Raw genomic sequence first — 12,553 nt, forward strand, 5'->3', positions numbered from 1 at the left:
CGTCACTTCTTCCCCCACGGCCGCGGCCTAGTAGTCTTGAACGTCTGTCGTCCCCCGGACGGCAGATGGGGACGGATGCACGTGCACAGGGGGAAGCCGGAGTGAGCGAAGAGCTCGAGCGCCGCGAGATCGCGGCCGAGCAGGAGTACGTCGACCGCGTCTACGTCCAGCTCGAGGCGAGCGCCCGCAGCGCCAAGGAGCTCGCCGCCGAGGGCCACGGCCGCGGCCGCCTCGGCCACGAGGGCGGGCTCGTCGAGCGCGACGCGATGGTCTTCCAGGCCGCCAAGCGGATCGCCCAGCTCGACGCCGCCCACGAGGGGCTGGTCTTCGGCCGCCTCGACCTCGACGGGGCCATCGACACCGAGCCCCGCTACATCGGCCGGATCGGCCTGCGCGACTCCCAGCGCGACTCGCTCCTCATCGACTGGCGCGCCCCCGCGGCCGCGGTGTTCTACCAGGCGACGGCCGCCGAGCCGCAGGGCGTGATCCGGCGCCGGGTGCTGCGCGCCGACCACCGCACCGTCGTCGGGGTCGAGGACGAGCTCCTCGACGCCCAGGCGCTCGAGTCCTCCGGGGCCGACCTGCCGATCGTCGGCGAGGGCGCCCTGATGGCCCAGCTCAGCCGGGCCCGCGACCGCAGCATGCACTCCATCGTCGCCACCATCCAGGCCGAGCAGGACAAGGCGATCCGCGCGCCCGGCAAGGGCGTCGTGTCGATCTCCGGCGGACCGGGCACCGGCAAGACGGTCGTCGCGCTGCACCGCGCGGCGTACCTCCTCTACTCCGACCGCCGCCGCTACGAGTCCGGCGGCGTCCTCGTCGTCGGTCCCAGCGGCGTCTTCATGCGCTACATCGAGCGGGTGCTGCCCAGCCTCGGCGAGACCGCGGTCGCCCTGCGCAGCCTCGGCGAGGTCGTCGACGGCGTCCGCGCCACCCGCCACGACGAGCCGGCGGTCGCCGACGTCAAGGGCGCCGCCCGCATGGCCGAGCTGATGCGGCGCATCGCGCGCCAGCAGGCGCCCGGCAGCCCGACCGACTTCAGCGTGTTCTGGCGCGACGACCGGATCGTCCTGGACCGGGGCGTCCTGGGTCGCGTACGCCGCCAGCTCATGTCGCAGGGCCGGCGCAACCGCCAGCTGCCGCGGGTGGCCAACGCCCTGCTCGACGCCATGTGGCGCCAGGTGCGCGGCGAGCGCGGTCGCGAGCGGGGTCGCGAGGCCTTCAACGACGACATGCTCTCCCACCCGGCCTTCGTCGACTTCGCCAGCGCCTGGTGGCCGCCGCTCGACGCGCCCACCGTGCTGGGCTGGCTGGCGGACCCCGAGGTCCTGGCCCGGGTCGGCGAGGGCGTGGTGACGCCCGAGGAGCAGCGCCTGCTCAGCAAGTCCTGGACCGGCGGCGGGCTCTCCGTCGAGGACGTCGCGCTGCTCGACGAGCTGCGCTACCTGCTCGGCGACGTGCCGCTGCGCACCGACGCCGACCACGATCGCGACGACACCGTCACCGCCACCGAGGGCGGGGTCGACCTCCAGGAGCTCACCACCGCCTCCGAGCGCGAGTACGCCCCGACCGGCCGCGCCTGGGCCCCGCCCACGCACCGCATCGAGGACGACGGCTTCGCGCACGTGCTCATCGACGAGGCGCAGGACCTCACCCCGATGCAGTGGCGGATGGTCGGCCGCCGGGGTCGCACCGCCAGCTGGACGATCGTCGGCGACCCGGCGCAGTCGTCGTGGCCGGTGCCGGCCGAGAGCGCCGCGGCCCGCGCCGAGGCGCTGGAGGGCAAGCAGCTCCACGAGTTCCACCTCTCGACCAACTACCGCAACTCGGCCGAGATCTACGAGTTCGCCGCGGCGTACGCCGGTCGGGTCGGGCTCGACGCCGACCTCCCCGAGGCCGTACGCCGCACGGGCGAGGCCCCGCGCGAGCTGCCGGACACCCCGGACCTCGAGTCCGCCACCCGTGCTGCCGTCAGCGAGATCGCCGCGACCGTGCAGGGCACCGTGGGCGTCGTGGTGCCCGTGGCCCGGCGTTCGGAGGTCAACGCCTGGCTGGCGTCGTGGCCCGAGCTGGCCGACGACGCCCGGGGCGCCCGCGCGGCCGTGGACTCCTCGGTCGCGCCGAGCGGGGAGGACCGCGTCGTGGTGCTGACCGGTCTCGACACCAAGGGCCTGGAGTTCGACGGCATCGTCGTGGTGCGCCCGCAGGAGATCGAGGACGAGTCCGCCACCGGGCGCGCGACGCTCTACGTGGTGCTCACCCGCGCCACCCAGCTGCTGACCACGGTCGGCTGAGACACCCCGATCCGGCCACGTGGACGGACCGTAGGGTTTCGGCCATGACCGACGCCCCCGCCGTACGTGACCTCCTGGACGAGATCCAGGGGCACGAGGCGTGGGCGGTGATCCGCCGCAAGGCCGAGCGCACCGCCGGGCTGGTGGCCGGGCGGCGTACCGAGGTCGAGTCGATCCTCGACATCCCGCTGGAGACCGGCGTCCCCGAGCACGGCAAGGTCGCCGACCGGCTCGTCGCGCTGCCGTTCCGGCAGGTGCGCGAGCGCGGTTTCGACGCCATCGACGACGGCACCCCGCTCGTCGTGGTCGACATCGACGTCGAGCACGAGGTGGGCGTCGACGACCTCGTCGCGGCGCTGCCGACAGCCGACATCGAGATCTCCGACCGGGGCGGCTTCGAGACCTCCGACGAGGACTACGCGAGCGTCGTCGAGTCGATCATCCGCGACGAGATCGGGCAGGGCGAGGGCGCCAACCTGGTCATCGGGCGCCACTACCGCGCGGTCGTCGCCGACTGGAGCGTGGAGCGCGCGCTGTCGGTGCTGCGCCGCCTGCTCGAGCACGAGCGCGGCGCCTACTGGACCTTCTGCTTCTTCACCGGGGACCGCTACCTCATCGGGGCCTCTCCGGAGCGGCACGTGAGCGTGCGCGACCAGGACGTGCGGATGAACCCCATCTCGGGGACCTTCCGCGTCGGCGGCGACCCCGAGACGCTCAAGCCGCGGCTGCTCGACTTCCTCGCCGACGAGAAGGAGGTCTTCGAGCTCTTCATGGTGGTCGACGAGGAGCTCAAGATGATGTGCGACGTCTGCCACGAGGGCGGACAGGTGCTGGGGCCGTTCCTCAAGCCGATGACGCACCTCGTGCACACGGAGTACCTCCTCGCCGGGCGCAGCGAGCGCGACCCCCGCGAGATCCTGCGCGACACGATGTACGCCGCCACCGTCACCGGCGCGCCGGTGGAGAACGCCTGCCGGCTGATCGCCGAGTACGAGTCGGAGGGCCGCGGCTACTACGCCGCCGCGCTCGCGCTTTTCGGTCGCGACGCCTCCGGGCGGCCCACCATGGACAGCCCGATCCTGATCCGCACCGCCGACGTCGACCTCGACGGCCGGCTCAAGGTGACGGCCGGTGCCACCCTCGTGCGCGACTCCGACGCGGCGTACGAGGTGGCCGAGACGCACGCCAAGGCGGGCGGCATCCTCGGCGCCTTCGGCCTGGTCCCTCGCGCGAGCGCGCCGGCGGAGGAGATCGCGGCGCTGACCCGCGACGAGGACGTCCTGCTCGCCCTCGGCACCCGCAACCAGCGGCTGAGCCGCTTCTGGCTCACCGACCAGGAGGGCGCGCCGCCGGACCCGTCGCTGGCGGGGCAGCGTGCGGTGATCCTGCACGGCGAGGACGACTTCGTGAACATGCTGCGCCACGTGCTCGGCGTCTTCGGGATGACCTCGACCGTGGTGCGCCACGAGGACTACGCGACCGGCGCCTTCGCGGGTGCCGACCTCGTCGTCATCGGTCCCGGCCCAGGCGACCCGCGCGACGGGGACCACCCCAAGATCGCGGCCTTCCGTCGCGCCGTGGACGACGTGCTCGCCAGCGGCCAGCCGTTCCTGGCGGTGTGCCTGGGCCACCAGACCCTGTGCGACCGCCTCGGGATCCCGCTCGACTTCAAGGACATCGTCTTCCAGGGCACCCAGTCGCCGATCTCGCTGGCCGGGCGCACCGAGCGGGTCGGGTTCTACAACACCTTCGTCGGCCGCGTCCCCGATCCGGACGCCCTGCCGGCGGGGGTGAGCGTCGAGCGCGACGAGGCCACCGGTGACGTCCACCAGGTCACCGGGCCGCACTTCCGCGGCATCCAGTTCCACGCCGAGTCGATCCTCACCGAGAACGGCTACGACCTCATCCACGACCTCGTGCGTGGCCTGCTCGCCAATAGTCGATAAGTTTGGTAGACATTTCTTCTCTCGGGCGTGGCAGGCAACGAATGGTCCCCCGGGCGCGTCACCATCAGTGACCGATCACCATGGACGGGGGAGTCCTTGCAGCTCGTACGACGTTCGGTGGCCGCGGCCGTGTGCCTCACCGCCGGCCTTGCCGCCAGCCTGACCGCCTGCGGAGCCGCCACCGGCCCGAGCACCGGGGCCCCCGGGTCCGCTGCCGCCTCGGCCCCGCGACCGGCGATCGCCGCCGGGGCCGGGATCAAGGGCGCCGACCTGCCCGCCGCCAAGCGCGCCCAGCGACCCAACATCGTCATGGTCCTGATGGACGACTTCTCGATGGACCTGGTGCAGACGATGCGCTCGGCACGCACGATGAGGCGGGCCGGGGCGTCGTACTCCCACGCCTTCGTCGTCGACTCGCTGTGCTGCGTCTCGCGCTCCAGCCTCTTCACCGGGCAGTACCCCCACCAGACGGGCGTCCGGACCAACACGTCCGGCCAGCTCGACGCGATGCCGCTCGGCGGCTACGCGGCGTTCGAGGGCTACGGCAACCCGGAGCGGTCCTTCAACGTGACCCTCCAGGGCTCCGGCTACACGACCGGCTTCGTCGGCAAGTACCTCAACGAGTACGAGTACGTGCGGGGTCGCGCGCTGCCGCCGATGCCGCCCGGCTGGTCGCAGTTCAACGTCGTCTTCGGCTCGGCGTACGACGGCTGGGACTTCGACAGCACCTACGTCCGGCAGGGTCGGCTGCGCGCCCGGCACCACGACGCGCCGCCGCTGTCCGCGCCGGAGAAGGAGCGTGACAAGGCCTACGCCGGCAACGTCATCGAGTCCTACGCCACGAAGTTCATCAAGGCGCACCGCGACGACGACGCGCCGTACTTCCTCGAGGTCGCGCCGTACGCCCCGCACAACCGCACCCAGCCCAAGCCCTACTACCCCGGCGACCCGGTCTTCCCGCCGGCCTTCCGCGACCGCCCGGCGGCCGGTCGCAAGGGCAACTGCGGGCCGGTGGCCTGCACCTCGCTGACCACGCGCGACCTGCCCGGCTTCGGGGACGACCGCAAGGACAACCGGCCGCGCAAGGCCAACGGCAAGCCGGCCCGCGCGTGGAACACCCGGGCCAACCCGTTCCGGCCCGCGCAGAGCGTCGCCGACCTGCGCAACCGCGCGATGATGGCGCAGTCGGTCGACCGCACGGTGCGCCGGATCCTGCGCCTCGTCGACGACAACACCTACGTCGTGCTCACCTCCGACAACGGCTTCCACCTCGGCCAGAACGGCCTCGGGCGCGGCAAGGGGACGGCGTACGACACCGACGTGCACGTGCCGCTGTACGTCGTGGGGCCGGGCGTGGTGCCCGGCGCGCGGGCCGAGCTGACCTCCAACCTCGACCTCGGGCCGACCTTCGAGGAGCTCGCCGGCGTCGTGTCCCCGGCGTACCGCTCGGGCCAGTCGATCGTCCCGACCTTCGGCGACCCCACGCTGGTGCGCCGCAACCACGTCTTCATCGAGCACACCGCCCAGGCGCTGACGAAGCTCGACCCGGACTCCGCGCTCAACGGCGACGAGCTCGACCGGATCCCGTCCTACGTCGCGGTCCGCAGCCGCACGGGCCTGCTGATCCGCTACGACATGGACACCGACGTGCATCGCTTTGCGTTCGCCTACGAGTTCTACACCTACAAGAACCGCCGCTGGGAGAAGAAGAACGCCTTCGCGCAGCCCCGGCACGCGGCGGAGGTGCAGGCGTTGATGGTCAAGCTGGCGCAGTGGGACCAGTGTGCGGAGCCCACCGGCAACAAGCCGGTCGCGCCGTCGTGCCGGACGCTGACGCAGTGAGGTGAGCGGGGGCTAGCGTGCTCCCGTGCCTGTTCCCGTGGACGTCGTCGTGGTCGACCACCACGACTCCTACACGTGGAACCTCGTCCACCTCGTGGCGTCGGTGACCGGCGTGCTGCCCCGCGTGGTGGAGCACGACGAGGTGGGCGCCGCCGAGGTGCTCGCGCACTCCCACGTCCTGCTCTCGCCGGGACCGGGGCACCCCGACGACCCGGCGGACTTCGCGGTCGGGCGCGAGGTGCTGCTCGCGGGCACCCGTCCGGTGCTGGGCGTCTGCCTCGGGATGCAGGGCCTGGTCACGGCGTACGGCGGGACGATCGAGCGGGTCGAGCCGGCCCACGGCCAGGTCGCCCACGTCCGCCACGACGGGCGCGGGCTGTTCCGGGGAGTGGCGCAGGACTTCGCCGCGGTGCGCTACCACTCGCTCGGCGTGACCGCGCTGCCCACCGACGTGCTGGCGGCGACGGCCTGGAGCGAGGACGGCGTCGTGATGGGCGTGCGGCACCGGACGCTGCCGCTCGAGGGCGTGCAGTTCCACCCGGAGTCGATCCTGTCGGAGCACGGACGCGACCTCGTGTCGAACTTCCTGGAGGGACCGTGACGGACCCGGCCGCGGCCTTCGCCTCGGTGGCCGCCGAGCACCCGCGCTGCTTCTGGCTCGACGGGGGAGGTGCCCGCGAGTGGTCGGGCCGGCGCTCGATCGTCGGCTGGCTCGAGGACGACGACGTGTCCCTGACGTACGACGCCGCCCGCCGCGAGGTCCGCCGGCACGCGGGCGGGGCGTCGGTCGTGGTCGGCGACGACATCTGGGCCGTGCTCGAGGCCTCGATGGTGCCCGGGGAGCAGTGGTTCGGCTACCTCGGCGCCGCCTGCCGCCCCGACCTGCCCGCCCGGCCGGACCCGGACCTGCCCGACGCCGTGTGGATGCGGCCCTCGCACGTGCGCTCGTTCGAGCATCGGGTGGTGCTTGCGGCGGAGTCCCCGCTCGAGCGGGGACTCAGTCACCGGGAGGGTGTTGCAACGGTCACACAGTGTCCGACTCGCCGACACAGTGACGTCCCTGGGGCGTACGCCGCCGCGTTCGCGCGCGTCCAGGAGCACCTGCGGGCCGGCAACTCCTACGAGGTCAACCTGACCTACCGGCTGACCACCGAGGCCGACCTCGACCCCGTGGCCACCTACCTGCGGCTGCGCGACCTCAACCCCGCGCCGTACGCCGGGTGCCTCCAGCACGACGTCGAGGGCCACCGGGCCTGGCTGCTGAGCTCCAGCCCGGAGCGCTACGCCCTGGTCGGCGCCGACCGCACCATCGAGACGAAGCCGATCAAGGGCACCGCGCCGCGCGGAGCCACCCCTGAGGAGGACGAGGCGCTCCGCGCCGGGCTCGCCACCGACCCCAAGAACCGCGCCGAGAACCTGATGATCGTCGACCTGCTCCGCAACGACATCGGCATGGTCAGCGAGGTCGGCTCGGTCGAGGTGCCGGTGCTGATGGACGTCGAGTCCTACGAGACGGTCCACCAGCTCGTCTCGACCGTCCGCGGCCGGCTGCGCGACGACGTCACGACGGTGGGGGCACTACGCGCACTCTTCCCGCCGGGCTCGATGACCGGCGCGCCCAAGCGGCGCACGATGGAGGTCATCGAAGAGGTCGAGGAGACGCCGCGAGGGGCGTACGCCGGGGCGTTCGGCTGGATCAGCGGCGACGGGCCGGCGGACCTCGGCGTCGTCATCCGGTCGCTGATGACCTCGGGTGACGGGCGCTGGACCCTGGGCACCGGAGGCGGGATCACCGTGCGCTCCGACGTCGAGGACGAGTGGCTGGAGTCGCGGTGGAAGGCCGAGCGGCTGCTGCGCGCGCTCGAGCGCTGAGGTGCTGGGGTAGTCCGTGACGAAGGGACCCAGGAATCGGCCGTCCGGGGGTCCGATCGTCACGGACTACCCCGGTCGGCGGCGCCGAGGTGTCAGGAAGTGCCCGGTCGGCGGCGCTGAGGTGTCAGGAAGGGGGGAGGTCGGCGACGTCAGGCGTGGGCCGGCTGTTCGCCGGGCAGGGACAGCGTGAGCCGGGTCCCGCCGCCGGGGGCGTCGTCGACGGCCACCCGTCCCCCGTGGCGGTCCACCACCTGGCGCACGATCGCGAGCCCGAGGCCGGAGCCGGGCATCGACCTCGACTCGTCGGAGCGCCAGAAGCGCTCGAACACGCGCGCCTGGTCCTCGGCCGGGATGCCGGGGCCCTGGTCGTCGATGGTGAGCACGCCGGACATGAGCCGCACGGTGATGGTGCCGCCGATGGGGCTCCACTTGGCGGCGTTGTCGAGCAGGTTGAGGATCGCGCGCTCGAGACCGGTCGCGTCGCCGGTGACCCGCCAGTGGTCGAGGCGTACGTCGAAGTCGACGCCGGGCGCCCGGCGGCGGACCCGGACCAGCGCCCGCTCGGTCACCTCGGCCAGGTCGACCGGCTCGATGATCGCGGCGGGGTGGTCCTCGCGGGCCAGGACGACCAGGTCGCCGACCAGGGTGGTCAGCTCCTCGATCTGGGCGCGCACGTCATCCAGCAGCTCGCGGCGGGCCTCCTCGGGGAGGCCGCCGTCGGTGTCGGCCTGGGCCAGCAGGTCGAGGTTGGTGCGCAGCGAGGTCAGCGGGGTCCGCAGCTCGTGGCCGGCGTCGGCGACGAGGCGGCGCTGGCGGTCGCGGGAGGCGGCCAGGGAGGTCAGCATCTGGTTGAAGGCACCGGCGAGGCGGGCGATCTCGTCGTCGCCCTCGACGGCCAGCGGGGCCAGGTCCTCGGTCACGGCGATCCGCTCCACCGAGCGGGTGAGGCGGCGTACCGGACGCAGGCCGTTGGCGGCCACGGCCCACCCGGCCAGGGCGGCGGCCAGCACGCCGAGCCCGCCGGCGACGAGCATGACGGTGCCGAGCTTGGCGAGGGTGCGCTGCTGCGACGACAGCAGCTGGGCCAGGACCAGCGCCTGGTCGGGCCCGGCAGGGACGGTGGCGACGCGGTACTCCACGCCGCCGGCCGTCACGATCGTGCGCACCGACTCCTGCCGGCGGCCGACGGCGACGTCGTGCTCCGGCGTGCCCAGGACGATCTGGGGCCCCTCGTCGGCAGTGACGACGGCCCCGCCCGCGGTGATGAACGCGATCCGCACGTCGGCCGCCCCCAGCATCCAGGACGGCACCTTGCGCTCGGTCATCTGCGATAGCGCGGTGTACTTGGCGGCCTTCTCGGCGCGGTCGAGCAACGACTCGTCGAGGCTGCCCTGCAGCTGCATCCGCATCACCATGAAGGCGCCCAGCGACATCGCCGCGATCGACACGGCGACGGCGAGCGTGGTGAGGACGGCGACGCGGGACGCGAGCGAGCGGCGGTAGTGCCACCGCTTGTCGTCCCAGCCGGCGAGGCTGCTCATGCTTCCTTGAGCACGTAGCCCACTCCGCGCACGGTCTGGATCAGCCGGGGCTCGCCCTCGGCCTCGGTCTTGCGGCGCAGGTAGCCGACGTAGACCTCCAGCGAGTTGGCGCTGGTCGGGAAGTCGTAGCCCCACACCTCCTCGAGGATGAAGGAGCGCTCGAGCACCCGCCGCGGCCGGCGCAGGAACATCTCCAGCAGGGTGAACTCCGTGCGGGTCAGCTCGATGGCCCGGTCCCCGCGGCGTACGTCGCGCGAGCCCACCTCCATGGTGAGGTCGGCGAAGGACAGCGTCTCCTCCGCGGCGTCCTCGACGGGTACGACGCGGCGCAGCAGCGCGCGGAGTCGGGCGAGCAGCTCCTGGAGGGCGAAGGGCTTGGTGAGGTAGTCGTCGGCACCGGCGTCGAGCCCCTCCACCCGGTCGCCCACCGCGTCCCGGGCGGTGAGCACCAGCACGGGGACGTCGTTGCCCGCGGCCCGCAGGGCGCGCGTCGTCTCGATCCCGTCGAGGCGCGGCATCATCACGTCCATCACCACCACGTCGGGGTGGCTGGACCCGAGCACCGCCAGCGCCTCCGCACCGTCGGAGGCCAGCGCGACGTCGTAGCCGTTGAACTCCAGCGAGCGGCGCAGCGAGTCGCGCACGGCCCGGTCGTCGTCGACGACCAGCACGCGAGGCTTGGGTGTGTCCGGCACAGCCCTACCTTGCCAGTCGAGCCTGAGCCTGCGCTGAGATCTCCGGGGACGCGGTCAGGTGGTGCCGCCAGGCGTGGTGGACCAGCGCCGCGGCCAGCACGGTGCCGCACCAGCCCATCAGGAGGTCGCCGAGCGTGTCGCCGTACGCCGTCGGCATCTCCGGCGAGCGGGTCACGAAGGCGACGTACTCGAAGAGCTCCCAGGCCAGGGCGGCGGTCATGCCCAGCGCCACCGAGCCGGCCAGGACCGCCCAGCCGCTCGACGTGCTGGGCAGCGTGAGGAGCACGAGGGCCGCCGCGACGCAGGCGACGTTGGTGACGTGCATCCACTCGTCGAACCACGCGACGGTGTCGTAGAGGTCGACGCGGTTGCCGAGGACGTCGCTGAACGCCGTGTAGGTGAGCAGCAGGTCCGCCAGCCACGGGTAGGGACGGGCCGGGCGGTACGCGTGCCACCAGACGGGGACGGCGAAGGCGAGCATCGGGTAGGTCAGGGCCCGTGCGGTGGGGGCCTTGCCCTCAAGGTTGCCCCAGGACGGATCGACGAGGACGGCGAGGAGGAACCCCGCCAGCACGACCTTGCCCAGCACGTCCAGGACGGCCACCGCCGGCGACGGGACGGGCGGGCGGGGCGCGCCACTCCTCATGCTCCCAACCTAGGGACGCCACGCTGCGGCGTACCGGGCCGGAAGTCACCTCGGCACCTGTCGCCCGGCCCGTCCGGTCCGGAGCGGCCCGGACGCTGGTCCTGCCCCGGTGAGGGTCCGGCTCCGCGTGTCCTAGGATTGCCGCCGGTCCAGAAGCGGCCTTCTGATGCTGCGTCGATCCTGCTCGACGCCGTCACCCGAAGGACGCCTTCCCATGCCTGATGACGTGCTGGCAGAAGCCCTTGCCCACGCCGCCCGCAGCCTCAACCGGGTCTCCTCGCTCGAGGAGACCCTCACCGAGATCGTGCGCACCGCCCAGCTGTCGGTGCCGGGCGCCGACCACGTCGGTGTCTCCCTCGCCCATCCCGACGGCCGCCTCGACACGCTGGCCGCGACCAGTGACCGGGTCCGGGAGTTCGACTCGCTGCAGCACCGCCTGGGGGAGGGCCCGTGCGTCTTCGCCGCCGAGGCGGACACCATCGTGCACGTCCCCGACGTGGGCACCGAGCGGCGCTGGCCGTCGTACACGGCCGAGGCGCACGAACGCGGCCTGCGGGCGCAGATCGGCGTACGGCTGCACGCCGACCGCAACGGGCGGTCCTCGCTCAACATCTACTCCGAGCAGGAGGACGGCCTCGACGACGCCAGCGCGCAGGCGGCCGACCTGTTCGCCGCGCAGGCCGCCCTCGCGATGGGCAAGGCGCGCGCCATCGACCAGCTGCAGGAGGGGATGCGCAGCCGCCAGCGGATCGGCGTGGCCGTGGGCCTGCTGATGCACCGCTACCGCACCTCGGAGGAGCGTGCCTTCGCCTTCCTCGTCCGCGCCTCCTCGCACGGCAACGTCAAGCTGCGCGACGTGGCCGCCGAGGTGGTCCGCGAGTTCCAGCTCGGCCTCGACGAGGAGCCCTGACCCACGGCGGGTCCGTCTCGTCCCCACGGGTGTGGCGTCCCCCGGTGCCGGACGCGGATGATGATGAGGGACGGAAGCCGACGACGCCCGAGGGGGGCTGATGGATTTCCTTCCCCACACGCAGGAAGCGCTCGACGAGTACCTCAGCCTGGCCGACCCGGAGCTCGAGCGGTCGCTGATGACCATGGGCGACTCGGCAGCGCGGATCATCCCGGAGTGCGTCGGGCTGAGCCTCACGTTGTACGACGAGGACCTCACCTTCACCCTGGTGGCGTCCAGCCTCCCGCTGGCCGAGATCGACGCGATGCAGTACCTCGACGGCGGACCCTGCGTGCAGGCGGTCCACGACAACGCGCACCGGGTGGAGGCGGTCGAGGAGCTCCTCGACGAGGACCGGTGGGCCCTCTTCGCCCAGGCCAGCGCGGCCGCGGGGGTGGCGAGCAGCCTGTCCCTCCCCGTGGTGGAGCGCGGGCGCGTGGTCGGCGGCATCAACCTGTACGCCTCCTCGGCCGACGCGTTCATGGGTCACCACAACGACCTGGCCTCGGCGCTCGGGGCCTCCGCCTCCGGTGCGGTGACCAACGCCGACCTCGCCTTCGAGACCCGGCTGCGGGCCGAGAGGGCACCACAGCAGCTGCGCGACCAGCAGGCGCTCGAGGTGGGCATCGGGATCCTCGCCGCGCGAGAGGAGCTCGACGTGGAGGCGGCGCGGGCACGACTGGTGCTGGCGGCTGCGCGCGCCGGCATCAGCGTGGTGCAGGCCGCCCTGGTCATCATCAACATCCACCGCACCTGACGCGCGGGGAG

10 protein-coding genes are annotated in these 12,553 nt (G+C 72.9%); 7 read left to right on the plus strand and 3 right to left on the minus strand.

Features of this window, described 5'->3' with window-relative positions; all coding sequences use genetic code 11:
• Positions 1-101: 101 nt before the first annotated feature.
• From ASG94_RS11270 to ASG94_RS11290, 5 genes are all read left to right on the plus strand, one after another.
• Positions 102-2,294: a HelD family protein gene (locus ASG94_RS11270; protein ID WP_056926567.1), complete on the plus strand. Its 2,193-nt coding sequence runs from the start codon at positions 102-104 to the stop codon at positions 2,292-2,294.
• A gap of 44 nt (positions 2,295-2,338) precedes the next feature.
• Positions 2,339-4,240 carry an anthranilate synthase family protein gene (locus tag ASG94_RS11275; RefSeq protein ID WP_056926568.1) on the plus strand — a complete coding sequence of 634 codons (1,902 nt, stop codon included), beginning with the start codon at positions 2,339-2,341 and terminating at the stop codon, positions 4,238-4,240.
• A gap of 96 nt (positions 4,241-4,336) precedes the next feature.
• Positions 4,337-6,082 carry a sulfatase-like hydrolase/transferase gene (locus tag ASG94_RS11280; protein WP_156411555.1) on the plus strand — a complete coding sequence of 582 codons (1,746 nt, stop codon included), beginning with the start codon at positions 4,337-4,339 and terminating at the stop codon, positions 6,080-6,082.
• Between the two features lie 25 nt (positions 6,083-6,107).
• Complete coding sequence (locus ASG94_RS11285) at positions 6,108-6,683, plus strand: anthranilate synthase component II (protein ID WP_056926570.1); 576 nt, start codon at positions 6,108-6,110, stop codon at positions 6,681-6,683.
• Positions 6,680-7,954 (plus strand): anthranilate synthase component I family protein, encoded by a 1,275-nt coding sequence (locus tag ASG94_RS11290; protein WP_056926571.1) that lies wholly within the window; start codon positions 6,680-6,682, stop codon positions 7,952-7,954. The genes ASG94_RS11285 and ASG94_RS11290 overlap by 4 nt, the downstream gene beginning before the upstream one ends.
• Before the next feature lie 149 nt (positions 7,955-8,103).
• Here ASG94_RS11290 and ASG94_RS11295 read toward each other — a convergent pair whose 3' ends face one another.
• Genes ASG94_RS11295 through ASG94_RS11305 form a run of 3 tightly spaced genes read right to left on the minus strand, consistent with a single transcriptional unit; the run spans position 8,104 to position 10,836 of the window.
• On the minus strand, positions 8,104-9,495 hold the full coding sequence (locus ASG94_RS11295; RefSeq protein WP_056926572.1) for a sensor histidine kinase: 1,392 nt from the start codon (positions 9,493-9,495) through the stop codon (positions 8,104-8,106).
• Positions 9,492-10,190 carry a response regulator transcription factor gene (locus tag ASG94_RS11300; protein WP_056926573.1) on the minus strand — a complete coding sequence of 233 codons (699 nt, stop codon included), beginning with the start codon at positions 10,188-10,190 and terminating at the stop codon, positions 9,492-9,494. The genes ASG94_RS11295 and ASG94_RS11300 overlap by 4 nt, the downstream gene beginning before the upstream one ends.
• Before the next feature lie 4 nt (positions 10,191-10,194).
• Positions 10,195-10,836, minus strand: coding sequence for a hypothetical protein (locus ASG94_RS11305; protein WP_156411556.1), 642 nt, complete (start codon positions 10,834-10,836; stop codon positions 10,195-10,197).
• 214 nt (positions 10,837-11,050) lie between these two features.
• Between ASG94_RS11305 and ASG94_RS11310 the strand changes: the two genes are divergently transcribed.
• Together ASG94_RS11310 and ASG94_RS11315 are read left to right on the plus strand one after the other, a co-directional pair.
• On the plus strand, positions 11,051-11,746 hold the full coding sequence (locus tag ASG94_RS11310) for a GAF and ANTAR domain-containing protein (RefSeq protein ID WP_162260806.1): 696 nt from the start codon (positions 11,051-11,053) through the stop codon (positions 11,744-11,746).
• A gap of 100 nt (positions 11,747-11,846) precedes the next feature.
• Positions 11,847-12,542 carry a GAF domain-containing protein gene (locus ASG94_RS11315; protein ID WP_056926576.1) on the plus strand — a complete coding sequence of 232 codons (696 nt, stop codon included), beginning with the start codon at positions 11,847-11,849 and terminating at the stop codon, positions 12,540-12,542.
• The last annotated feature ends 11 nt before the right edge of the window (positions 12,543-12,553 follow it).

The sequence above is a fragment of the Nocardioides sp. Soil805 genome (genome assembly GCF_001429625.1).
GTDB lineage: Bacteria > Actinomycetota > Actinomycetes > Propionibacteriales > Nocardioidaceae > Nocardioides.

Bases quoted from the DNA above. Each gene is read 5' to 3' on its own strand.
- ASG94_RS11295 (WP_056926572.1), bottom strand. From the start codon at position 9,495: ATGAGCAGCCTCGCCGGCTGGGACGACAAGCGGTGGCACTACCGCCGC.
- ASG94_RS11310 (WP_162260806.1), top strand. From the start codon at position 11,051: ATGCCTGATGACGTGCTGGCAGAAGCCCTTGCCCACGCCGCCCGCAGC.
- ASG94_RS11275 (WP_056926568.1), top strand. From the start codon at position 2,339: ATGACCGACGCCCCCGCCGTACGTGACCTCCTGGACGAGATCCAGGGG.
- ASG94_RS11305 (WP_156411556.1), bottom strand. From the start codon at position 10,836: ATGAGGAGTGGCGCGCCCCGCCCGCCCGTCCCGTCGCCGGCGGTGGCC.
- ASG94_RS11315 (WP_056926576.1), top strand. From the start codon at position 11,847: ATGGATTTCCTTCCCCACACGCAGGAAGCGCTCGACGAGTACCTCAGC.